Origin of the sequence: Burkholderia sp. b14 (assembly GCF_900156195.1) — a bacterium.
In the GTDB taxonomy this organism is placed as follows: Bacteria; Pseudomonadota; Gammaproteobacteria; order Burkholderiales; family Burkholderiaceae; genus Mycetohabitans.
Genome location: NZ_FTPJ01000003.1, coordinates 1,947,340 through 1,971,055, shown reverse-complemented (window position 1 = coordinate 1,971,055; position 23,716 = coordinate 1,947,340). Strand labels below are relative to the sequence as shown.

The following is a 23,716-nucleotide window of genomic DNA, read 5'->3' as shown; positions in this document are numbered from 1 at the left end:
ACCGCGGTGCGCCTTAACACAAACGGGCGAGGCGCTTCGGAAGCGCACCCGCCCGGAATTTCCTTCTCCGTTTACCAGGCTTTCCAGCCTAAACGGCCGTTAGAAACGGAAATGCGAGAAAGCTCTGTTCGCTTCCGCCATCCGGTGCACTTCGTCGCGCTTCTTCATCGCGCCGCCCCGACCTTCCGCGGCCTCGAGCAGTTCACCGGCCAGGCGCAGCGCCATCGACTTCTCGCTACGCTTTTTCGCGGCCTCACGCAACCAGCGCATCGCCAATGCCATACGACGCGACGGGCGCACTTCGACCGGAACCTGGTAGTTCGCACCTCCAACGCGGCGGCTTTTCACTTCAACCACCGGCTTCACGTTGCTCAGCGCGACAGTGAACACTTCCAGGGGGTCCTTGCCGGCCTTGCCCTGGATTTGCTCGAAAGCCCCGTACACGATGCGTTCGGCCACTGACTTCTTGCCCGACAGCATCAGTACGTTCATGAATTTTGCAACATCAACATTACCGAACTTCGGGTCCGGCAATATTTCCCGCTTGGGGACTTCGCGACGACGCGGCATTTCTGTTCCTTTGACTGTTCAGTTGGAGCGGTTGCTTTCCCCACCCCGCGGCCACCAACTAACCCGATCCATCTCACGACTAACCAGCTTGGCCGGGTGACCACTTACTCGATAGCACCGATCGATCCGGCACCACCGCCTTTGCATCGACGGGCGATGCAGCTTACTTACCCGCCTTGGCGCGCTTCGCACCGTACTTCGAACGAGCCTGCTTACGGTCCTTGACGCCTTGCGTGTCGAGCGAGCCGCGCACCATGTGGTAACGCACACCCGGCAAGTCCTTGACCCGGCCACCGCGAATCAGCACGACCGAGTGCTCCTGCAGGTTGTGGCCTTCACCACCGATGTACGAGATGACCTCGAAGCCGTTCGTCAAACGAACTTTCGCGACCTTACGAAGCGCCGAGTTCGGCTTTTTTGGCGTCGTCGTGTACACACGAGTGCACACACCGCGACGCTGCGGACAGTCCTGCAAGGCCGGACTCTTGCTCTTCACATGCTCCGAAGTGCGGCCTTTGCGAACCAATTGATTGATGGTTGGCATTGTTGATTCCTGGAAATAGATAAAACCGGACGACGCAGGCCCGGGCAAGCGAACCTGAATGGCTGCACGCACGCCACCCGATGAACCGACACCGGAATATCGGCGGCGATGGTGCCGTGCCCGCCATGCTAACCATCGACCGGCCCACAGTGACACAGAGGGCGACCAGCGACGCGAGCGCACTTCCGCCGAATACCGGAACCTGGCATAGTAATCCAAAATTTGCAAGTACGTCAACAGTTTGCGTGCATTAGATCACGCCGGCGGAGCGACTACCGCCGTCAATCGTCGTTGATCACGTCGAGCAGCTCGTCACCGAAGCGCTCGAATTTGCGCGCACCCAGACCCGGTACGCCGCGCAACTCATCGAGTGAAACCGGCGCGCTGCGGGCCAGTTCGGCCAACGTCGCATCGTGAAAAATCACGTAGGCCGGCACGCCATCGGCCTTGGCCGTCTCGCTGCGCCAGGCGCGCAACCGGTCCCAGCGCGCACGCTGGCGTGGCGACATACCGGCGGTCGGATCGGTGCGCTCGCCGCGACGCGCGCCATCCGCCTCGCGCACCCGTTTGGGTTTAGCATATCGGCGCAGCGTGATGTTGCGCTCCCCCTTCAACACCGGCTTGCTCGCCTCCGTGAGCACCAACACGCCGTGGCCTCCGTGATCGACTGCAAGCAGGCCGAGCGCAATCAACTGACGGAAAATCGCCCGCCATTGTGCCTCTGACAACGCCGCGCCGATACCAAAAGTGCTTAACGCGTCATGCCTTCGCTGCTTGACGCGCTCGGTTGCATTGCCACGCAATATGTCGATCAAGTGGCCCGCGCCAAATCCAAAGCCGCTGGCCCGCTGCGCACGGTACACGCACGAGAGCGCCATCTGCGCCTCACGCGTGCCGTCCCAGGTTGCCGGCGGCTCCAGGCAGGTATCACAGTTGCCACATGGCTGGCCCGTTTCGCCAAAATAGCCGAGCAGATGCACGCGCCGGCATCCAGCCGTCTCGCACAACCCAAGCAACGCATCGAGCTTCGCCGTTTGCACTCGCTTGTGCAGCTCGTCGGCCTCGGACTCGTCGATCATCTTGCGCTGTTGCACGACGTCGCCCAGCCCGTAGGCCATCCATGCGTTGGATGCGAGACCATCGCGGCCGGCCCGGCCGGTTTCCTGATAGTAGCCCTCGATGCTTTTAGGCAGGTCTAGATGCGCGACGAAGCGTACATCCGGCTTGTCGATCCCCATTCCAAACGCGATTGTCGCGCACATTACGACCCCCTCCTCGCGCTGAAAGACCTGCTGGTGCCGCTGGCGAAGCTGCGCGTCCATGCCGGCGTGATACGGCAACGCGCGCAGCCCCTGCTGCACGAGCCAGTCGGCCGTCTCCTCGACCTTGCGCCGCGACAGGCAATAGACAATGCCCGAATCAGTGGTGCCGTCCACGTTGGTGTGCTCGGCTCGGATAAAGTCGAGTAATTGCACACGCGCGTTGTCCTTCTCGACGATCCGGTAACGAATGTTCGGCCGATCGAAACTCGATATAAACACCCGAGCGTTGTTCAGCGCGAGCCGCTCGATGATTTCCTCGCGCGTGAGCGCATCCGCCGTCGCGGTCAACGCGATGCGGGGCACCTGCGGGAAACGCTCATGCAACGCGGATAGCTGCATGTATTCGGGCCGAAAATCATGGCCCCACTGCGACACGCAGTGGGCTTCGTCGATCGCAAACAACCCTATCCGGCTGCGCGCGAGCAGTTCCAGAAACCGCTCCGTCAGCAGTCGCTCCGGTGCAACGTACAACAATTGCAACTCACCGCGCGTGAACGCGCGCTCGGTTGCCGCCGCCTCGGCTGCGGTGAGCGCCGAGTTCACATAGGCCGCCCGCACCCCCGCCTCGGTCAACGCCGCGACCTGGTCCTGCATCAACGCGATCAGCGGCGACACCACGATGCCAGCGCCCAGGCCGGCTTCGTGACGCACCAGCGCGGGAATCTGGTAGCACAACGACTTGCCGCCACCGGTGGGCATCAGCACGAGGCTGTCGTGCCCCGCTGCGACATGTTCGACGATATCGGCCTGCGGCCCGCGAAACGCCGGATAGCCGAAGACCTCTTTAAGCAACGCAAGACAGCGGGACATGCAACTCCACGGATGGGAACGGCACGCAGCGTGCGCGTTCGGATCAGTGCATTTTACCAATCACGCGCGGGAAGCGATATCTGCCCGATGGCCGATGCAGGCCGCCGTCCAGTAGTCACTTGGGCAGTTCGGCGCGCCGGGCCTGCGCCGGCCCCGGCATGGCCAGCCCCAGCTCATTGTGCAGTGCCTGTAAATATCGTCCGCGCAGGAAGCGGCATTCCTGCTTGAGCATGCCATAGAGGATGAAATCCGTGCCATCTCCGGCACCCTCGCGCATGAGGCCTTCACGCCGAAAACCTAGGTGCTCGTCGAGCCGCTGCGCACGCAGGTTATCCGCGCGCACCAACCCTGTCACCCGCCGGCAGTTGAGCACCACGAACGGATACAGAAAGACCGCCGACAGGAACGCCGGCGTCAGCAGATGACGCGATTCCAGCATCGCGCAGTGCATCAGCACGTTCGGGCCGTTATACCCCTGGTACACCACGCCAGCCACGATATCGCCGTCTTTTTCGAGCCCGATCGTCGTGCAGTCGTGGTAGCTCGTCTCGCCCGTTGCCGCGGCGACGAAACGCATGACCTCGTCGCTGCGGTGATACACGATTCGTCGCATAATCTGGTTCAAACAGCGAATTAGGTTGGCAATGGAATGCCGAATTGCTGCAGCGTCGGATTCACGTTATCGGCAAACTTCTCCTGATTTTGCTTCTTGTGCACCGCTTCGACGATTGCAGACACAATCGTTGCGATCACGCCGGCAATTTCACCAATTGGCCCGAGTGCATCAAGCACCGTCGATACCGCGCTGACGATCCCGGCAACCGCTTCGCCCGCCACGTTACCCGCGACGCGGGCAGCGGTCGTCGCAATCTTGGTGGCGACTTCACCCGTTTCTGCCGCAGCCTCACCAGCCGCCCCGGCGCCACGGGTCAGCCATGAGCCAATGTCCTTGGTATCCTTGACCGCGTCCTTGATCGTGTCGATGATGTCGAGCGGATTCGCGCCGGATGAGCCGTTGCTGCTGGAGGTGGAATCGGCATTTTGCGCACTGTCCGCTGCGCCGCCGCCCGCCTTTTCGAACAACTGCGCCAAGTTCTCCATTTCGGGCGGCAGTTTCTTCTTCAGGTACTCGCCCACGGCCGGATCATTGGCCAGTGTCTGGATGTCCTGCGTGAGCACTTTAACTGTCTCATCGACGTTGCGTAAATGATCGCTACCGCCGGCCTGCACGTTGATCAGCGTCTGCATTAGCTTGCACATGACCGCGGCCTTCTGCTCCGCCGTGTACTTGTCCGGATGAGCGAAGATGTCCTGATTCAGCGTACTGATATCGGTATTGGCGGTGAGGTTTTTCAAGCCTGCGTCTTTCAAAAAGCTCAGGTCGGATTGTTCGTCCGTCGGCGCCTCATCCTTGATGAAACTAGTCAGATTGTCGTCGTTGATCAGGTTGTCGGCCTTGTTCGTCGCCTTGTCGACGCCGGCGCGGTCAAGCGCGTCGAACCCGCCGTTGGTCGACAATGCCTTCGCGGCATTCTTCAGCGCGTCGCTGAAACCGCTGTTGTTTTGTAGATCGGAGACCTGCTGTTTAGTCGCCACCATGCCGCCGCCCTTTCCGCCGTTGTAGTTATGGTTCTTGCCACCGGCATCCTGATGGCCCGTGGACTGGCCGGTGATCGCGATGTAGGCTTGCAGCAGTGCAGCCGAGCGCGCCGTTGCCAACGAATCGGGATCGGCATCTGGGTGCTTCTTCATATACTCCTGGATATTGTTATCGGCCTGTTCCAGGTTCTTATGAACCGATTTTAAAAAGTCGCCCATTTTTCCCTGGTCGACCGTTCCATCATCCTTCAATGCACCGGTTCCTTGCAACGCACTCTTGAGCGACGGATTGTCGTTGACATACTGCAGCGCGGCTTGCTTCATCTCATCGGTGGCCCCATCGACTTGGCCGCTCAGAATCTGCATCGCGGCAATCGGGCGCTCCAACTGGATGCATTGATCGGCCGAGGCCATGTCGTTCCACTTCGATAAGTCATCACCTTCGTACTGGTCAATGAAATGATCAAGGGTGGCATACTTCGGATCGCCGGGAATAAACTCGTCGTCACAACCACATTCTGTCGTGTCAGTGTTCGTGTCGGCCCCGTCCACGATGGTCGAATCGTCGTCTGACCAATCTGTGACGGTCGAATCATCGTCTGACCAATCCTGCTCGTCGTTGACGGTAACGAACGGCGCACGGATTACAAAGGCGCGGTCTCCGAAGGCTGGTGAAGCCGATGTTTCGCTGCTCGATGGCGTATTCGATGCGGTGCCGAACGGGCTCGCTTTCGTGCCGTCGCGCGCCGTCTGCGTCGGGGGAGCCCATGTATCGGTCTCCGAGTCGCTGTCCTCGACATCGGAGTCTTCCCACTCCAAATCTAGGTAGGACAGCCCCAACAGGCTCAAGTGAGGCGGGAGTTTATCACTCTGTGCGTCCAACTTGTCACCCTTGGCGTTGGCTTCAGGAGTTTGCAGTCCCGTGTTGAGCCATGGGCCACTCCACTGCTGCACTAAGGTATTCATCGAGTTTGGCTCCTCTCGGTGGCGCGCCAGCAACAGTGGTGCGCAAGACATGCCCTGCGGGGCAACGGATCGTGAATCGATTATCAGCATGTCGCCGAACCAGGCTCCGGAAACTGCGAACTGCCGTGGCTTGATGCGAATCCCTGTCTCGCCCTATGTGACAGTTGGCGTCCGCCGCCTTGAAGACCCTGGCAGGCCGGATGCCAACTGCACCCATTCCAATTTCTCATTGTCGACCGATGTCCGCTGGCCCTGATCTTTGATCCCCTACCCCCTACCCCCTACCCTCTACCTCCTACCCCCTGCCTTCCTACCCCGTGCCTCCTACCTCCTACCTCCTACCTCCTACCTCCTACCTCCTACCTCCTACCTCCTGCCTCCTGCCTCCTGCCTCCTGCCTCCTACCTCCTGCCCCCTGCCTCTTGCCTCTAATCTCCAACCGCTGAACGCTCCTTTGATCCACATAAAGACAAAACCCCACGCACTCTCGTACGTGGGGTTCAGTGTTCAGCCATCGGGCGCCGCAGGCTGACAGTCTGCCAACACGCGGTGCCTAGCCGGGCACGCTGTCATGCGGTCACAAGAGGCTGCCGGCGCCGCAACCTGTCGCCGGCAGCATGCGTCACTCGTTTCCCGAATGCGGATGCTCGACCGGCGTTTCCGGCGTGGCGAAGTCGAATGGGCTCGCGTGCTCTTCCTCTGCCGCAATCTGCTCGAAACGCTCGCGATCCGCCGTCTCCTTGCTCTTGCGCGCCTTGTGGAACGCAAGCCCCGTACCGGCCGGGATCAGGCGACCGACGATCACGTTCTCCTTCAGGCCACGCAGGTCGTCGCGCTTGCCCATGATCGCGGCTTCGGTCAGCACGCGCGTCGTCTCCTGGAACGAGGCAGCCGAGATGAACGAATCGGTCGACAGCGACGCCTTCGTGATACCCAGCAGCACGTTCTCGTAGGTTGCCGGCCGCTTGTCTTCCGCCATCATCCGGTCATTCTCGTCGAGCATGTCGGAACGCTCGACTTGTTCGCCCGGGATGAACCGCGTATCGCCGTTGTCGACGATTTGCACGCGGCGCAGCATCTGGCGCACGATCACTTCAATGTGCTTGTCGTTGATCTTCACGCCCTGCAAACGATACACGTCTTGCACTTCATCGACGATGTAGCGCGACAGCGCTTCGACGCCCTGCAAGCGTAGGATGTCGTGCGGATCAGCCGGCCCGTCCACGATCATCTCGCCCTTGTTGACAACCTGGCCATCGTGCACAAGCACCTGCTTTTCCTTCGCGATCAGGAATTCGTGCTGATTGCCGTCCAGATCCGTGATGACCAGGCGCTGCTTGCCCTTCGTGTCCTTGCCAAACGACACCGTCCCGGTGACTTCCGCCAGGATGCCCGCATCCTTCGGCGAACGCGCCTCGAACAACTCGGCAACCCGTGGCAGACCGCCGGTAATGTCACGCGTCTTCTGCGACTCGGTCGGAATCCGCGCCAGCACTTCACCGACTTGGACTTGCTGACCATCCTTTACCGTGATCAGCGCACCGACCTGGAAGCCGATCTGCACCGCATGCTCGGTTCCTGGAATCTTCACTTCATCGCCGGTCGCATCGAGCAGCTTCACTTGCGGACGCACGCTCTTGGACGACTGCGAGCCGCGGCGCTTGGAGTCGATCACGACGAGCGTTGACAGGCCGGTCACTTCGTCGATCTGCTTCGCGACGGTCACGCCCTCTTCGACGTTCTCGAACTTCACCGTGCCACCGTACTCGGTGATGATCGGACGCGTCATCGGGTCCCACGTCGCGAGCTGCGTACCGGCCTTGATCTGCACGCCGTCCAGCTGCAGCAGCGTCGCACCGTACGGAATCTTATGGCGTTCGCGCTCGCGGCCGTGATCGTCCGCGATGACCACTTCGCCGGAGCGCGAAATGACGATCTGCTCGCCCTTCGCGTTCGTGACATAGCGCATCGTCGCGGTGAAGCGCGCGGTACCATTGGACTTCGCCTCGACGCTAGAGGCCACCGCCGCGCGCGAAGCCGCGCCACCGATGTGGAAAGTGCGCATCGTCAGCTGCGTACCCGGCTCGCCGATCGACTGCGCGGCGATCACGCCGACCGCCTCGCCCACGTTCACCAGCGAGCCACGTCCCAAGTCGCGACCATAGCACTTCGCGCACAACCCGTAGCGCGTTTCGCAGGTCAACGGCGTGCGCACGCGCACTTCATCGATACCGAGGCGCTCGATTTCCTCGACTGCGGTTTCGTCCAGCAGCGTGCCCGATTCGTACAGTGTCTCCTGGGTTTCCGGATCGACGACGTCGGCCACCGCGACGCGGCCGAGAATCCGGTCGCGCAGGGCCTCGACGACTTCACCGCCTTCGACCAGCGCCTTCATTGCCACGCCCTGGCTGGTGCCGCAATCGTCCTCGACCACCACGAGGTCCTGCGTCACGTCAACCAAACGACGGGTCAGATAGCCCGAGTTCGCCGTCTTCAACGCGGTATCCGCCAAGCCTTTACGTGCGCCGTGCGTCGAGATGAAGTACTGCAGCACGTTCAGGCCTTCGCGGAAGTTCGCGGTAATCGGCGTCTCAATGATCGAGCCATCCGGCTTGGCCATCAGCCCACGCATGCCCGCCAATTGGCGAATCTGCACCGCCGAACCACGGGCACCGGAGTCCGCCATCATGTAGATCGAGTTGAACGACTCCTGGCGCGTCTCGTTGCCGCCGCGGTCTACCACCGGTTCGGTCGACAGCTGCTCCATCATCGCCTTGCCGACCGACTCGGACGTCGCCGACCAGATGTCAACCACGTTGTTGTAGCGTTCCTGCGCGGTGACCAGGCCCGACATGTACTGGCGATCGTATTCCTTGACCTTTTTGGCGGCCTCGCCCACGATCGTTTCCTTTTGCGGCGGCACGAGCATGTCGTCGACGCAGATCGAGATCCCGGCACGCGTGGCCAGCCGGAATCCGGACTGCATCAGCTGGTCAGCGAAGATCACTGTCTCGCGCAGGCCGCAACGGCGGAAGGCCGTGTTAATTAGCCGCGAGATCTCCTTCTTCTTCAGCGGTTTGTTTAGTACGCTGAACGGCAAACCCGGCGGCAGGATCTCCGACAAGATCGCACGGCCAACGGTGGTCGCATACAGCGAGACCTTCGGCACAAACTTCGGCGCACCGTCGGAGCGATCCTCGTTGACCACCATCTCGGTGATCCGCACGTTCACGCGCGAGGCCAACTCCACTTCTTTGTTCTCATATGCTCGCAGGACTTCGCTCACGCCGGTGAAGGTCATCCCTTCACCCTTCGCATTGATCGCTTCGCGCGTCGCGTAGTACAGACCCAGCACGATATCTTGCGACGGCACGATCGACGGATCGCCGTTGGCCGGGAACAACACGTTGTTGGACGCGAGCATCAGCGTGCGCGCCTCCATCTGCGCTTCAAGCGACAGCGGTACGTGCACGGCCATCTGGTCGCCGTCGAAGTCGGCGTTGAACGCCGCGCACACAAGCGGGTGCAGTTGGATTGCCTTGCCTTCGATCAGCACCGGCTCGAACGCCTGGATCCCCAGACGGTGCAGCGTCGGCGCGCGGTTCAGCATCACCGGGTGCTCGCGGATCACCTCTTCGAGGATGTCCCACACGACCGGCGTCTGGCTTTCAACTTCCTTCTTTGCCGCCTTGATCGTCGTCGCGACGCCCATCACCTCAAGTTTGTTGAAGATGAACGGCTTGAACAACTCGAGCGCCATCAACTTCGGCAGGCCACACTGGTGGAGCTTGAGCGTCGGACCGACGACGATCACCGAGCGGCCCGAGTAGTCGACGCGCTTGCCGAGCAGGTTCTGGCGGAAGCGGCCGCCCTTGCCCTTGATCATGTCGGCAAGCGACTTCAGCGGTCGCTTATTGGCGCCGGTCATCGCCTTGCCGCGGCGCCCATTGTCGAGCAACGAGTCGACCGCTTCCTGCAACATCCGCTTTTCGTTGCGCACGATGATCTCGGGCGCCTTCAGTTCAAGCAGACGCTTCAACCGGTTGTTACGGTTGATCACACGACGATACAGGTCGTTCAGGTCCGACGTCGCGAACCGGCCGCCGTCCAGCGGCACCAGCGGACGCAACTCCGGCGGCAGCACCGGCAACACCTCGAGAATCATCCAGTCCGGCTTGATGCCTGAACGCTGGAATGCCTCGAGCACCTTCAAGCGCTTCGCGTACTTCTTAATCTTCGCTTCGGAGCCGGTGTTCTTCAGCTCGGTGCGAAGCTGCTCGACCTGCGCATCGATGTCGATCGAGCGCAGCAGCTCGCGCACCCCTTCCGCGCCCATTTCGGCGCGGAACTCATCACCGTACTCCTCGACCTTATTGTAGTAATCCTCTTCGGTCATGATCTGCCGCGCCTTGAGCGGCGTCATGCCCGGATCGATCACGACATAGGCTTCGAAGTACAGCACGCGCTCGATGTCGCGCAATGTCATGTCGAGCACCATGCCCAGGCGCGACGGCAGCGACTTCAGGAACCAAATGTGCGCGACCGGCGAGGCAAGCTCGATATGGCCCATGCGCTCGCGGCGCACCTTCGCGAGCGTCACCTCAACGCCACACTTCTCGCAGATTACGCCGCGGTGCTTCAAGCGCTTGTACTTGCCGCACAGGCACTCGTAGTCCTTAATTGGGCCGAAGATCTTCGCGCAGAACAAACCATCGCGCTCCGGCTTGAACGTGCGGTAGTTGATGGTCTCCGGCTTCTTCACTTCACCAAACGACCACGACCGGATCTTGTCCGGCGAGGCCAGACCGATCTTGATCGCATCAAAAATTTCTTCTTGTTGGACTTGCTTGAATAGATCGAGCAAAGCTTTCATCGCTTCTCTCCAGTAGTCCGATTAGTTCCGGTCCAGGTCGATATCGATACCGAGCGACCGGATTTCCTTCACCAGCACGTTGAACGACTCCGGCATCCCCGCGTCGATCACGTGGTCGCCCTTCACGAGGTTCTCGTACACCTTCGTGCGCCCCGTCACGTCGTCCGACTTCACCGTCAGCATTTCTTGCAACACATACGATGCGCCATACGCCTCAAGCGCCCACACTTCCATTTCCCCGAAGCGCTGACCGCCGAACTGCGCCTTGCCGCCCAACGGCTGCTGCGTCACCAGCGAGTATGGGCCGGTCGAGCGCGCGTGCATCTTGTCGTCGACCAGGTGGTGCAGCTTCAGCATGTGCATGTAGCCGACCGTCACCGGGCGTTCGAACGCCTCGCCCGTGCGCCCGTCGTACAGCGTCACCTGGTTCTTCGACTTCGTCATCCCAAGCTGCTGCGCCACCTCATCTGGGAACGCGAGATCGAGCATGCGCGAAATCTCTTTCTCGTGCGCGCCGTCAAACACCGGCGTCGCGAACGGCACGCCTTCCTTCAGGTTCTGCGCAAGCTCGACGATTTCATCATCGGACATTTCGTCGATCGACTCCGGATGACCCGATTCGTTATAGACCTTTGTCAGGAACGATCGCAGATCCTGCACTAGCGTCGCTTTCTTGGCTTGCAGCATTTCGCCGATACGCCAACCCAAGCCCTTTGCGGCCCAGCCCAAGTGGGTCTCGAGAATCTGGCCGACGTTCATCCGCGACGGCACGCCTAGCGGATTCAGCACGACATCGCACGGACGGCCGTCCGCCATGTATGGCATGTCTTCAACCGGAACGATCTTGGAGACAACACCCTTATTCCCGTGGCGGCCCGCCATCTTGTCGCCCGGCTGCAAGCGGCGCTTGACCGCCAGGTACACCTTGACCATCTTCAGCACGCCCGGGGGCAGTTCATCGCCTTGCGTGAGCTTCTTGCGCTTTTCCTCGAACGCGAGGTCAAACTGATGGCGTTTTTGCTCGATCGATTCCTTGATCGCTTCCAGTTGCGCCGCTGCGTCCTCGTCGGCCAGCCGGATGTCGAACCAGTGATAATGGTCGAGGTCATCCAAGTATTCGCGCGTGATCTTCGCGCCCTTCGCCAGCTTCTTCGGACCGCCGTTCGCAATCTTACCGTCGAACATCCGCGCCAGCCGCTCGAATGCGTCGCCTTCGACGATGCGCAACTGGTCGTTCAAATCCAGCCGATAGCGCTTGAGTTCGTCATCGATGATCTGCTGTGCACGCTTATCGCGCTGGATCCCTTCGCGCGTAAATACTTGCACGTCGATCACGGTGCCGGTCATGCCCGACGGCACGCGCAGCGACGTATCCTTCACATCGGATGCCTTCTCGCCAAAGATCGCGCGCAGCAGCTTTTCTTCCGGCGTCAGTTGCGTCTCGCCCTTCGGCGTCACCTTGCCGACCAGCACGTCGCCCGCTTCGACTTCGGCGCCGATGTAGACGATGCCCGATTCGTCCAGGCGGCCCAGCTGTACTTCAGCCAGGTTCGAGATGTCGCGCGTGATTTCTTCCGGCCCGAGCTTCGTGTCGCGCGCCACGACATTGAGCTCCTCGATGTGGATCGACGTATAACGGTCGTCGGCGACGACGCGCTCGGAGATCAGGATCGAGTCCTCGAAGTTGTAGCCGTTCCACGGCGTGAACGCGACCAGCATATTCTGGCCGAGCGCGAGCTCGCCCAGGTCCGTCGATGCACCATCGGCGATCACGTCGCCACGCGCGACACGGTCGCCGACCTTCACGATCGGGCGCTGGTTGATGTTCGTGTTCTGGTTCGAGCGCGTGTATTTGATCAGATTGTAGATGTCGACGCCGACCTCACCCGCCACCGCTTCGTCATCGTTCACGCGAATCACCACGCGACCCGCGTCAACATAGTCGACCACGCCACCGCGGAACGCCTGCACCGTCGTGCCGGAGTCCACCGCGGTCGTACGCTCGATACCGGTGCCAACCACCGCTTTTTCCGGTCGCAGGCAAGGCACCGCCTGCCGCTGCATGTTCGAACCCATCAATGCACGGTTTGCGTCATCGTGCTCGAGGAACGGAATCAGCGAGGCGGCCACCGACACAATCTGCGACGGTGCGACGTCCATATATTGGATCCGGTCCGGCGTGACCATCAGCGTTTCGCCAGCTTCGCGGGCTGAAACCAGCTCGTCAATCAGCTTGCCTTCGTCGTCGATCGCCGCATTCGCCTGCGCGATCACGTACCGACCTTCCTCGATCGCAGACAGGTAGTCGATTTGGTCGGTCACCTTGCCGTCGATCACCTTCCGGTACGGCGTCTCGAGGAAGCCGTATTCGTTCAGGTGCGCGTACAGCGCGAGCGAGTTGATCAGGCCGATGTTCGGACCTTCCGGCGTTTCGATCGGACACACGCGGCCGTAGTGGGTCGGGTGCACGTCGCGCACCTCGAAGCCAGCACGCTCACGCGTCAAGCCGCCCGGTCCCAGCGCGGACACACGCCGCTTGTGCGTGATCTCCGACAGCGGGTTGGTCTGGTCCATAAACTGCGACAGCTGCGACGAGCCGAAGAACTCGCGAATCGCCGACGAAATCGGCTTCGAGTTGATCAGGTCGTGCGGCATCAGGTTCTCGCTCTCGGCCTGGCCAAGACGCTCTTTCACCGCCCGCTCCACGCGCACTAGGCCAGCACGGAACTGGTTTTCGGCCAGCTCGCCGACACAGCGCACGCGGCGGTTGCCGAGGTGGTCGATATCGTCGACCTCGCCTTTGCCATTGCGCAACTGGACCAGAATCTTAATCGCCGCGAGGATGTCATCGTCGGTCAGTGTCATCGGGCCGTGAATCTCGTCACGACCGACGCGGCGATTAAATTTCATGCGACCGACCTTCGACAGATCGTACGCATCCTCGCTATAGAACAGACGGTTGAACAACGCCTCGACCGCTTCCTCCGTCGGCGGCTCACCCGGCCGCATCATCCGGTAGATCGCGATGCGCGCAGCAGTCTTGTCGGTGGTCTCGTCGATACGCAGCGTCGACGAGATGTACGGACCCTGATCCAGATCGTTCGTATACAACGTCTGGATTTCGTTCACGCTCGCTTCGCGCAGCTTCTCGAGCACACTCTCGGTGATCTCGTCATTCGCATTGGCGATCACTTCGCCGGTGTCCGCGTCGATCACGTTTTTCGCGAGGACACGACCGATCAGGTAGTCCTCCGGCACCGAGATGTACTTCGTCTTCGCATTCTCGAGGTCGCGGATGTGCTTCGCGTTGATCCGCTTGTCCTTCTGGACAATAACCTTGCCGTCCCGGTCGGCGATGTCAAAGCGCGCGACCTCGCCGCGCAGCCGCTCCGGCACGAATTCCATCTGCGCGCCTTCGTTCATCAACGTGAAGTTGTCGAACACGAAGAAATTCGCCAGGATCTGCTCAGGCGTCAAGCCGATGGCCTTCAACAGAATCGTCACCGGCATCTTGCGGCGACGGTCGACACGGAAGTACAGAATGTCCTTCGGGTCGAACTCGAAGTCCAGCCACGAGCCGCGGTATGGGATGATGCGCGCCGAGAACAACAGCTTGCCCGAGCTGTGCGTCTTGCCCTTGTCGTGCTCGAAGAACACGCCCGGCGAGCGGTGCAACTGCGAGACGATCACGCGCTCGGTGCCATTGATCACGAACGAGCCGGTCGGCGTCATGAGCGGAATCTCGCCCATGTACACTTCCTGCTCCTTAACTTCTTTGACGACCGGCTTAGTCGGCGATTCCTTGTCGAGGATCACCAGGCGAACTTTTGCCCGCAACGCGGAGCAATAGGTCAAGCCGCGCTGCTGGCACTCTTTGACGTCGAACGCCGGCGACGACAGCGCATAGCTGACGAACTCGAGCCGAGCAAAGCCATTGTGCGAGACAATCGGGAAGACCGATGTGAACGCAGCCTGCAGCCCTTCCGGCTTGCGTTGCGTGGCAGGCACATCCGCTTGCAGGAAAGTGCTGAATGATTCAAGCTGGGTGGCCAGTAGGAAAGGAACCGGGTGAACGATGGGGCGCTTCGCGAAACTCTTGCGAATACGCTTCTTCTCGGTGAAGGAATAGTGCATACGATCTCCGAATCACGGCGGGGTGGTTCATTGCTCCGACAGCAGTGAACCGGATTGCCCGAGTGTTCACCGACTGAGACCCTGTGGCCGTCCAAACGCTCGAACGGACCAAGAAGCTTGGTGGTTGGCCGCTACCAACCGCTGGCTGACGGCAGCGGATGCCCATGTTGCCCGCTACCCGACCAAACTTGCCTTCTGCAGTCGCTTCAGAAGACAAAGAAAAGGGCATGTGCTCTGCACGGTGACCTTTTCTTTGACTTCTCTGGCGATCATCGCGGTGCCCGACCTGCATGGCGCCCGCCAGATTCACAAAGCGCAAAAAGGCTGACGGTCCGAAACCGCCAGCCCTTCGCGCAAAATGCCGAAAGTTATTTGATTTCAGCTTTTGCGCCAGCGTCTTCGAGCTTCTTCTTCGCTTCTTCAGCGGCAGCCTTGGGCACCGCTTCCTTCACGGGCTTCGGTGCGCCGTCAACCAGGTCTTTCGCTTCTTTCAGGCCCAGGCCCGTCAGTTCACGAACGGCCTTGATGACCGACACCTTATTCGCACCGGCTTCGAGCAAGTTGACCGTGAATTCGGTCTGCTCTTCCGCCGCCGCAGCAGCACCGCCGCCGGCACCCGCCGGACCCGCAACGGCCAGCGCAGCGGCCGACACGCCAAACTTCTCTTCGAACGCCTTGACCAGCTCGTTCAGTTCCAGAACCGACATCGCGCCAACGGCTTCCAGGATGTCTTCTTTTGCGATTGCCATTTAAAATACTCCTAACTTGGAATTTGGATTCTCAGCCAACGATCCGCGGCCAACCGGGCTTGCGCCCGGCCGCCTGTCAGGCCGCCTCGCCCTGCTTCTTTTCGGTCAGCGCGGCCAAAGCACGCGCGAAGCCGGAAACAGGTGCCTGCATGACGCCCAGCAGCTTCGCGAGCAGTTCCTCGCGGCTCGGAATGGAAGCCAGCGCTTGCACGTCAGCCTTGTCCATCACCTTGCCTTCGTAGGAGCCGGCCTTGATCACGAGCTTGTCGGTGGTCCTGCCAAAGTCATGGATGACCTTGGCTGCCGCGACTGCGTCGTCCGAAATGCTATAAATCAAGGGACCGGTCATCTGCTCTGCGAGCGGGGCAAACGGCGTACCTTCGACCGCGCGACGCGCGAGCGTGTTCTTCAACACGCGCAGGTACACCTGTTGCTCGCGCGCCTTCGCACGAAGCTTGGTCAGATCGCCAACCGCAATCCCACGATATTCGGCCAGCACGATGGTCTGAGCTTTCGCGACTTGCGCAGAAATCTCAGCCACGACGGCCCGCTTATCTTCACGATTGAGTGGCACGTTTAACCTCCAGATTCGGTCCGCTAGGGGTCGTTCCGACCACGTCGCGCACCGCGTTTCATAAACGGCGTCCGAGGTTGTTAGGAGTATTTCCGCCGGTACACCTGTCACAGTGCCCGGTTTCCATTCTGCAAAACTGTTTCGGGTTCGCCATCTGCGTTGGCTTCTGATTAAGGTCAGGCGATACAACCACCCTTCCGCCAACGGTCTTTGACAACCGGCTGCGTCGTCCCACAGCAACGACACAACCGCCCAAAGCCTGTGTGCGGCGAAGCGCGACCATCGTCGCATCTCGCCGCGTTATCGATCGTTACGCGACAACCGTGCTCGAGTCGACGCGCACACCGACGCCCATCGTGCTCGACACCGCGATCTTGCGCAGATAAACGCCCTTGCTCGTCGCCGGCTTCGCCTTTTGCAGCGCGTCGACCAACGCGGCAAGGTTGGACTTCAGCGCGGTCGGTTCGAACGACGCGCGGCCGATCGTTGCATGGATGATCCCGGCCTTGTCGACACGGAACTGCACCTGCCCCGCCTTCGCGTTCTTCACCGCGGTCGCCACGTCCGGCGTGACCGTGCCCACCTTCGGATTCGGCATCAAGCCGCGCGGACCCAGGATCTGGCCGAGCGTACCCACCACGCGCATCGTATCCGGCGACGCGATCACGATGTCGAAATTCAGATTACCCGCCTTCACTTGCTCAGCCAGGTCTTCCATCCCGACGATGTCCGCGCCCGCGGCTTTTGCCTGCTCCGCCTTGTCGCCTTGCGCGAACACGGCAACGCGCACGCTCTTGCCGGTGCCGGCCGGCAACACAACCGAGCCACGCACCACTTGGTCCGATTTTTTCGCGTCAATACCGAGCTGCACCGCGACATCGATCGACTCATCAAACTTAGCGGTCGCGCATTGCTTCACGAGCGCGAGCGCATCGTCCACGGGATACAGCTTCAGGTGATCGACCTTGCCTTCCAGTGCCTTCAGGCGCTTTGAAACCTTGGCCATTTACACACCCTCCACGGTAATGCCCATCGAACGGGCGCTGCCAGCGATCGTACGAACCGCCGCATCGAGGTCGGCTGCGGTGAGATCCGGCATCTTCGTCTTGGCAATTTCTTCGGCTTGTGCGCGCGTGATCTTGCCCACCTTGTCCGTGTGCGGCTTGCTCGAGCCTTTGTCGACCTTCGCCGCCTTCTTGATGAGCACGGTTGCCGGCGGCGTCTTCAGGACGAACGTAAAACTCTTGTCCGCATAGGCGGTAATCACGACCGGCGTCGGCAGACCCGGCTCGAGGCTCTGCGTTTGCGCGTTAAACGCTTTGCAGAACTCCATGATGTTCAGGCCACGCTGACCCAGCGCCGGGCCGACGGGCGGCGACGGATTGGCTTTACCTGCAGGAATCTGCAGCTTAATAAAGCCGATGATTTTCTTTGCCATTTGAAACCTCGGGTGAACGCCTGGCGTTCGGTGAGTGATAACGCGCTTTCCGGCAAACCGTACCAGCGCTCCTCAACAGCCAATGAAGCGGGCTGTCAACACTTTGCCGCGTGACGCGTTGCGTCACGCACGAAACCCATATCAGACCTTCTCAACTTGGCCGAACTCAAGCTCAACCGGCGTCGCGCGACCAAAAATCGTCACCGAGACACGCACGCGCGACTTCTCGTAATTGACTTCCTCGACGCTACCGTTGAAATCTGTGAACGGACCTTCCTTGACGCGAACCAGCTCCCCGACCTCAAACAGCGTCTTCGGCCGCGGCTTTTCGACGCCCTCCTGCATTTGCGACATGATCTTGTCGACTTCGCGCTGCGAGATCGGGCTCGGACGGTTCCGTGCGCCGCCAACGAAACCGGTCACTTTGGCGGTATTTTTCACCAAATGCCAGGTTTCGTCTGTCATTTCCATTTCGACCAACACATAGCCCGGAAAGAACCGGCGCTCGGTGACCGACTTATGCCCGCCCTTGATCTCGACGACCTCTTCGGTCGGGACCAAGATCTGGCCAAATTTATCCTGCATGCCAGCACGCTCAATGCGCTCCTGAAGCGCACGTTGCACGCTTTTCTCCATACCGGAGTAGGCGTGCACGACGTACCAACGCTTTCCACCCGATGACGCTGCGCTATCGCTCATATCATTTCCAACCTAGAATTAGCGAGAAGATAACCCATTCGATGGTCTTATCGCTAACCCAAAGATAGATCGCCATCACGAGCACGAAACCGAATACGACCAACGTCGTCTGGCCAGCCTCTTTGCGGGTTGGCCACACGACCTTGCGCACCTCGCGGTACGAGTCCTTCGCGAATGCAATAAAACCCTTGCCTGACGCAGAGGCGAGCGCCGCCGCGATGCCCGCGGCAATGCCGACCACCAGCGCCGCACCACGCACATACCACTCGTGCGTACCCAGCAGGTAGAACCCGGCGATCCCGGCGATCACGAGCAATACGCCCAGCGCAAGCAAGAGCTTGTCGCTTGCGGTATTCACAGTTTCGACGGATGGATTCGCCATAACACCTTAAACGAACGCGCCGCATAAGCGGCGCTGTAGTGGCAGGGGCAGAGGGAATCGAACCCCCAACCTTCGGTTTTGGAGACCGACGCTCTGCCAGTTGAGCTATACCCCTAAAACCCTGTTGAGGCGGCAACCGCCGCCCCTATCGTGATCATCGAATAACTGGCTTACTCGATGATTTTGGCGACGACACCGGCGCCGACGGTACGGCCGCCTTCGCGGATCGCAAAGCGCAGGCCTTCTTCCATCGCGATCGGCGCGATCAACTTGACCGTGATCGACACATTGTCACCCGGCATCACCATTTCCTTGTCCTTGGGCAACTCGATCGAGCCGGTCACGTCCGTCGTGCGGAAGTAGAACTGCGGCCGGTAGTTGTTGAAGAACGGCGTGTGGCGCCCGCCCTCATCCTTGCTCAGCACGTACACTTCCGCCGTGAAGTGCGTGTGCGGCGTGATCGTGCCCGGCTTGGCCAGCACTTGACCACGCTCCACATCCTCGCGCTTAGTGCCACGCAGCAGAATACCCACGTTGTCCCCGGCCTGGCCCTGGTCCAACAGCTTGCGGAACATCTCCACGCCCGTGCACGTCGTCTTCGTCGTGTCACGGATGCCCACAATCTCGATTTCCTCGCCGACCTTGATCACCCCGCGCTCCACGCGCCCGGTGACCACCGTGCCACGACCCGAGATTGAGAACACGTCTTCCACCGGCATCAGGAACGTGCCATCCACCGCACGCTCGGGCGTCGGAATGTACGTGTCCAGCGCATCGGCCAGACTCAGGATCGCCGCCTCGCCCAACTCGCCCTTATCCCCTTCCAGCGCCAGCTTCGCCGAGCCCTTGATGATCGGCGTGTCGTCGCCCGGGAACTCGTACTTGGACAGCAGCTCGCGCACTTCCATTTCCACCAGCTCGAGCAGCTCTGCGTCGTCCACCATGTCGCACTTATTCAGGAACACGATGATGTACGGCACGCCCACCTGACGCGCCAGCAGAATGTGCTCACGCGTTTGCGGCATCGGGCCGTCTGCGGCCGACACCACCAAGATTGCGCCGTCCATCTGCGCCGCACCCGTGATCATGTTCTTCACGTAGTCCGCGTGACCCGGGCAGTCCACGTGCGCATAGTGACGCTGCTCTGTCTCGTACTCGATGTGCGCCGTGTTGATCGTGATGCCACGGGCCTTCTCTTCCGGCGCCGCGTCAATCTCGTCGTACTTCTTCGCTTCGCCGCCAAACTTCGACGACAGCACCGTCGCAATCGCCGCCGTCAGCGTGGTCTTGCCATGGTCAACGTGACCGATCGTGCCCACGTTCACGTGCGGCTTGGTCCGTTCAAACTTGCCTTTGGCCATATTCGACTCCTAACAGGAATTTGGTCCGTTGCGCCGCGCGCAAACGCATCACCGACACTTGCTGGTGCCCATGGGCAGGATCGAACTGCCGACCTCTCCCTTACCAAGGGAGTGCTCTACCACTGAGCCACATGGGCGAACATCTGAAACGCTGGAGCGGGTGAAGGGAATCGAACCCTCGTCGTAAGCTTGGAAGGCTTCTGCTCTACCATTGAGCTACACCCGCGAGGTGCTTCCACCCAGTACCGCTGCCGTAAAATTCTGGTGGAGGAGGTTGGATTCGAACCAACGTAGGCGTAAGCCAACAGATTTACAGTCTGCCCCCTTTAGCCACTCGGGCACCCCTCCGCAGAGAACTGACGATTATCGGCTAATTAGTTGCAAGTGTCAACTGCCCTGCACCCACCCGCCGACCTGGTACTTGGTGACCGTCAGTCGTTCGCCTTCCGGCAAGATAGCAATTGTCAACTACGCGGGTGCCGAAGGCAAGCGATATGCGTATCGCCGACGGTTACCGGTGTTCCGGTGCAGCGAATTCGCCGTGTCGGAGCACCGGTTTGAGGCGCGACTCATTGAAGAGCCGGTGCGGCCGTCGCGCGCGTACCCGTTAGCACCAGAGCGGCCTGACGTGAGGCATCGGTGGCCATCACCAGCAGCTTGCCACTGTCCAGCACCGCCGCGCCCGCATACACTGTGCCGGGTGTCGCGCAAGGCGCGGGCCCGGCCGTGACCGTCACGTCGTACAGGTTGCCCACCGTGCGCGGCTGAAACATACCCGTCAGCGTGCACGCATTGGCCGTCCGGGCGTTCAGCGTGCCGCCCGCATCGATCTGCAACGTGACACCCTGATCGTCCACCAGCGTTTGCGCGACCCCGTCACTGTACGTTCCAGCTAACGCCGCGAGCGTCGGCTGCCGCTCGTACAGCCCTTGGTAGGTTGAGCCGAACTCCACCCCCACCGTACCCGACGCATTCGTGCTGCGGCCGCACAGGCAGTCCTTGTACACATAATTTGCGTCTACCCGTTCCGCGTCGCTCGTGCGCTGCGCGAAGTCATAGCGGATCGCGTCCGTCGAGGTGAACGTGCCGCTGGCCTGCGTGCCGCTCGTCGTACTGGTGCCGCTGACAAAGCCGCCCAATCCCGGCGTGCCGCGGTCGTAGGCAATCCAGAACACGCCGTCATCCCGAACGATACCCACCTCTCGCTGACCCGGCGTCGTCATGCCCACGTAGTATCCTTGCGCAAGGCTCACTACGGGCCGATTGCCGTCATTACCCGGACGGCTGCCCGTATGCCCGCCATTCGGACCGCTTCCGGCATTGGCGCTCCTATTGGCTGCTGAAGGTGAAACCTCTGTCAGCCCGCTGTTACATCCTGTTAGGATTCCAACAGTAATGGCCGCAATCGCAATCGACACCGCCTTCATTTTTTCATCTCCTTTTCGTTGAGCCGGATTTACGTTATCCGATACAGATCGTTGCTTAACCGCCTTCGCAGCCTCGGTCTGCTAACGCACAAAGATTGGGAGGCCCAGTGGGGGACAGTGCGACAACGGCTGCGGTATAGGGCTCATAGGCTTGTCTGATAAGGCACTTGCCGCGACGGATGGGAATGCATACGGATCTCGACGCTCACACCGAATTCGTTTATTAAATGTCGCCTTCGCATCGTCTCTACGAGTATTCTGCGACAGAATGGAGATGTCCAGACAGGGGCGAGTGCCATGGATGATCGACCTAGCGTCGGGCCGCATTGACTCAGGTTTTTTGCTACCGAGCGGAGCCTGTTGCCTCATGTAATTTGTTACCCGTCAGAATGCTGGCGGGGACGACTGATGACGAGGCGGCTGCAAGACAACGGGCATCGAGCTGGCACGCTCTCGTGCGTATAAGAAGAATGACCAGGCGTGGGTCGAACAAAAGAATGGATCAGTCGTGCGCCGCCTCGTCGGGTATGGCCGGTTACGCGGACTTGAAGCGACGCAAACCCTTGCTTGCCTTTACGAAGTGTCACGTTTGTACATTAACTTCTTTCAGCCTTCATTTAAGCTGAAATCGAAGACACGTCATGGCGCGAGGGTCATGAAGCGGTATGAAGCGCCGTTGACGCCGCTCGAGCACGTGCTGCGCTCAGTTTCGAGCGCTCGACCCACTGGAGCTGTTGAGCCGCATGCGCGAAGCGCAACAGCGCGTCGCACAATGTAGTGAATCCGGCTTGGCGCCGACGCAGGCAAGCACACCTGCTCGCGTTCCTCTCGCGGATTTCTGGCGAGTCTTGGCACAGCGTGGCAGGACGGCGAGGTAAGAGCGACGCATCAGCGAAAGGCGCGCGTGCCTCACACTTGGCGCAGCCGAGAAGATCATTCGAGCATACGTGGCCGACGATACAGCAATGGCTGGAAACTGAGCCCGGCATCACGGCCAAGAAGCTACATGAGCGTCTCGTCGCCATGGCGCCGGCGATGTATTCCGGCGCGCAGCTGCGCACTGTGCAGCGCCGCGTGAAGGCATGGCGATCGAACCGCGCCAGAGAACTGGTAGCCAGAATACTGGGTGATGCCGACGCGATGAAGGCTGGCGCTGCTATGCAGCACCAGCCTTCATCGAAAAAGACCGGAGAGTGACAATTACCCGAGAGTAACATCATCCCATGAGGCAACACGCCGGCCAAGATGATTGTCGCTGTCCAGCGTGAAACATCGAGCAGCAGCGGACGCTCCTGCCGCTTTTCATGAAATTGGTTTAAAGGAACTTTGCTAAAAACCCCGTCGGCCTCTGAGGAAGAGGGCAAGTCAAATTTGCCAAGTTTCTTCTAGGCAGGCAGCGCGAGGCCGCTACAGCCAAGCGTGCCACCCGTTCAGCGCTGCGAAATGCCGCCTCGTAGCCACTAGGACGGCATAATCAAGCACATCATCCAGTAAAAATGAGATTTGGTGGCTAGCTTACCGGAGCATAATCTGGGCTTTTAATGCAGTCGTAAAGTCTGTCGCTGCTTGGCTCATCGGATTAGGAGGAATCGGTTTCCAGTCGTTGCCGTCCCACACGCTCCAGGAGTGATTTTGTTCCAGCCTTTCAGCACCCGGTTTGAGGTTCCCGTCCTCCCCGATATCAATCCTAGTCGGGTTGACGCCTTGCATTGAGTTGATGCCGTCCATATCCGTTCCTCATAAGCAGTTGAAAAAACGCGCCGCATCGTAAACACGTTGCGCGTTATCCAGTGTGCCGATGGCACGGCAAAGCCAGATGCGTTTTGCGAAATGAACCCGCGCCATACGAAGCACGTCATCTCATCTCGTTTCTCGGCACAGGAACTAGCACGCATCGCACCGCGGGGCCCGCACTGGGCCCGAGCGGGTTGCATCACGCGGTGCACGGCACCATTGCAGTGCTGTGCACGAGCAGGCGTACTCAGCGGTGGGCCGCACAGCACAACGCCCGCTTCGGGGGGGAAGCGGGCGTTGGGGGGGCAAGGGGGGAGCCTGACGATTACCTACTTTCACACGGGCAATCCGCACTATCATCGGCGTGGAGTCGTTTCACGGTCCTGTTCGGGATGGGCAGGGGTGGGACCGACTCGCTATGGTCATCAGGCAAAAGGGGGAGCTGTCGCGCGGCGGGGCGCGCCAGCGAATCTGGAACAAGAAGCAGCCGGTAGGATTATGTCGTCGAGGACGGCACAACGGTAAAACGGACCA

The 23,716-nt window shown here is 60.5% G+C and carries 18 protein-coding genes, 4 tRNA genes and 1 rRNA gene; 2 read left to right on the top strand and 21 right to left on the bottom strand.

Annotation, left to right across the window (positions count from 1 at the left end):
• Nucleotides 1-99 precede the first annotated feature (99 nt).
• The 7 genes from rpsG to rpoB all read right to left on the bottom strand — a co-directional run bounded on the left by rpsG (nucleotide 100) and on the right by rpoB (nucleotide 14,818).
• Nucleotides 100-570 (bottom strand): 30S ribosomal protein S7, encoded by a 471-nt coding sequence (gene rpsG, locus B0B13_RS13520; protein ID WP_013434778.1) that lies wholly within the window; start codon nucleotides 568-570, stop codon nucleotides 100-102.
• A 163-nt stretch (nucleotides 571-733) separates the two neighbouring features.
• The gene (rpsL, locus tag B0B13_RS13515; protein WP_041754145.1) at nucleotides 734-1,114 is read right to left on the bottom strand and encodes a 30S ribosomal protein S12; all 381 of its coding nucleotides are present in this window, start codon (nucleotides 1,112-1,114) and stop codon (nucleotides 734-736) included.
• Nucleotides 1,115-1,395: 281 nt separating this feature from the next.
• Nucleotides 1,396-3,246: a DNA helicase RecQ gene (gene recQ / locus B0B13_RS13510; RefSeq protein WP_076785647.1), complete on the bottom strand. Its 1,851-nt coding sequence runs from the start codon at nucleotides 3,244-3,246 to the stop codon at nucleotides 1,396-1,398.
• A gap of 115 nt (nucleotides 3,247-3,361) precedes the next feature.
• Complete coding sequence (locus B0B13_RS13505) at nucleotides 3,362-3,859, bottom strand: GNAT family N-acetyltransferase (protein ID WP_076796829.1); 498 nt, start codon at nucleotides 3,857-3,859, stop codon at nucleotides 3,362-3,364.
• Between the two features lie 20 nt (nucleotides 3,860-3,879).
• Entirely contained in the window at nucleotides 3,880-5,811 is a 1,932-nt protein-coding gene (locus tag B0B13_RS13500) for a type III effector HrpK domain-containing protein (RefSeq protein WP_235090213.1), read from the bottom strand.
• A gap of 622 nt (nucleotides 5,812-6,433) precedes the next feature.
• Complete coding sequence (rpoC, locus tag B0B13_RS13495) at nucleotides 6,434-10,684, bottom strand: DNA-directed RNA polymerase subunit beta' (RefSeq protein WP_076796828.1); 4,251 nt, start codon at nucleotides 10,682-10,684, stop codon at nucleotides 6,434-6,436.
• 21 nt (nucleotides 10,685-10,705) lie between these two features.
• On the bottom strand, nucleotides 10,706-14,818 hold the full coding sequence (rpoB, locus tag B0B13_RS13490; RefSeq protein ID WP_076785650.1) for a DNA-directed RNA polymerase subunit beta: 4,113 nt from the start codon (nucleotides 14,816-14,818) through the stop codon (nucleotides 10,706-10,708).
• A 124-nt stretch (nucleotides 14,819-14,942) separates the two neighbouring features.
• Here rpoB and B0B13_RS18080 point away from each other — a divergent pair, with 124 nt between their 5' ends.
• The gene (locus B0B13_RS18080; RefSeq protein ID WP_139337013.1) at nucleotides 14,943-15,146 is read left to right on the top strand and encodes a hypothetical protein; all 204 of its coding nucleotides are present in this window, start codon (nucleotides 14,943-14,945) and stop codon (nucleotides 15,144-15,146) included.
• Between the two features lie 40 nt (nucleotides 15,147-15,186).
• On the opposite strand, the gene rplL is transcribed toward B0B13_RS18080, so the two are convergent.
• The 12 genes from rplL to B0B13_RS13430 all read right to left on the bottom strand — a co-directional run bounded on the left by rplL (nucleotide 15,187) and on the right by B0B13_RS13430 (nucleotide 21,448).
• Nucleotides 15,187-15,567 carry a 50S ribosomal protein L7/L12 gene (gene rplL, locus B0B13_RS13485; RefSeq protein ID WP_076785651.1) on the bottom strand — a complete coding sequence of 127 codons (381 nt, stop codon included), beginning with the start codon at nucleotides 15,565-15,567 and terminating at the stop codon, nucleotides 15,187-15,189.
• A 76-nt stretch (nucleotides 15,568-15,643) separates the two neighbouring features.
• Nucleotides 15,644-16,141 carry a 50S ribosomal protein L10 gene (rplJ, locus tag B0B13_RS13480; RefSeq protein ID WP_076796827.1) on the bottom strand — a complete coding sequence of 166 codons (498 nt, stop codon included), beginning with the start codon at nucleotides 16,139-16,141 and terminating at the stop codon, nucleotides 15,644-15,646.
• Nucleotides 16,142-16,451: 310 nt separating this feature from the next.
• Nucleotides 16,452-17,147, bottom strand: coding sequence for a 50S ribosomal protein L1 (rplA, locus tag B0B13_RS13475; RefSeq protein WP_076785653.1), 696 nt, complete (start codon nucleotides 17,145-17,147; stop codon nucleotides 16,452-16,454).
• Nucleotides 17,148-17,579 carry a 50S ribosomal protein L11 gene (gene rplK / locus B0B13_RS13470; RefSeq protein WP_041753253.1) on the bottom strand — a complete coding sequence of 144 codons (432 nt, stop codon included), beginning with the start codon at nucleotides 17,577-17,579 and terminating at the stop codon, nucleotides 17,148-17,150.
• Nucleotides 17,580-17,720: 141 nt separating this feature from the next.
• Nucleotides 17,721-18,278 carry a transcription termination/antitermination protein NusG gene (gene nusG / locus B0B13_RS13465; RefSeq protein ID WP_013434764.1) on the bottom strand — a complete coding sequence of 186 codons (558 nt, stop codon included), beginning with the start codon at nucleotides 18,276-18,278 and terminating at the stop codon, nucleotides 17,721-17,723.
• Nucleotide 18,279: 1 nt separating this feature from the next.
• Nucleotides 18,280-18,660: a preprotein translocase subunit SecE gene (secE, locus tag B0B13_RS13460; protein ID WP_076785654.1), complete on the bottom strand. Its 381-nt coding sequence runs from the start codon at nucleotides 18,658-18,660 to the stop codon at nucleotides 18,280-18,282.
• 39 nt (nucleotides 18,661-18,699) lie between these two features.
• Nucleotides 18,700-18,775 (bottom strand) — tRNA-Trp (locus B0B13_RS13455).
• A 55-nt stretch (nucleotides 18,776-18,830) separates the two neighbouring features.
• Nucleotides 18,831-20,021: an elongation factor Tu gene (gene tuf, locus B0B13_RS13450; protein WP_076785645.1), complete on the bottom strand. Its 1,191-nt coding sequence runs from the start codon at nucleotides 20,019-20,021 to the stop codon at nucleotides 18,831-18,833.
• Between the two features lie 62 nt (nucleotides 20,022-20,083).
• Nucleotides 20,084-20,158, bottom strand: a tRNA-Thr gene (locus B0B13_RS13445).
• A 15-nt stretch (nucleotides 20,159-20,173) separates the two neighbouring features.
• Nucleotides 20,174-20,247 (bottom strand) — tRNA-Gly (locus B0B13_RS13440).
• A 36-nt stretch (nucleotides 20,248-20,283) separates the two neighbouring features.
• Nucleotides 20,284-20,369: transfer RNA gene (locus B0B13_RS13435), tRNA-Tyr, on the bottom strand.
• 221 nt (nucleotides 20,370-20,590) lie between these two features.
• Entirely contained in the window at nucleotides 20,591-21,448 is an 858-nt protein-coding gene (locus tag B0B13_RS13430; RefSeq protein ID WP_139337429.1) for a hypothetical protein, read from the bottom strand.
• A gap of 915 nt (nucleotides 21,449-22,363) precedes the next feature.
• Here B0B13_RS13430 and B0B13_RS19545 point away from each other — a divergent pair.
• The gene (locus B0B13_RS19545; RefSeq protein WP_237573837.1) at nucleotides 22,364-22,645 is read left to right on the top strand and encodes a hypothetical protein; all 282 of its coding nucleotides are present in this window, start codon (nucleotides 22,364-22,366) and stop codon (nucleotides 22,643-22,645) included.
• 318 nt (nucleotides 22,646-22,963) lie between these two features.
• On the opposite strand, the gene B0B13_RS13420 is transcribed toward B0B13_RS19545, so the two are convergent.
• Entirely contained in the window at nucleotides 22,964-23,176 is a 213-nt protein-coding gene (locus B0B13_RS13420; protein ID WP_076796825.1) for a hypothetical protein, read from the bottom strand.
• Between the two features lie 322 nt (nucleotides 23,177-23,498).
• Nucleotides 23,499-23,612: ribosomal RNA gene (gene rrf / locus B0B13_RS13415) — 5S ribosomal RNA — on the bottom strand.
• Between the last annotated feature and the right edge of the window lie 104 nt (nucleotides 23,613-23,716).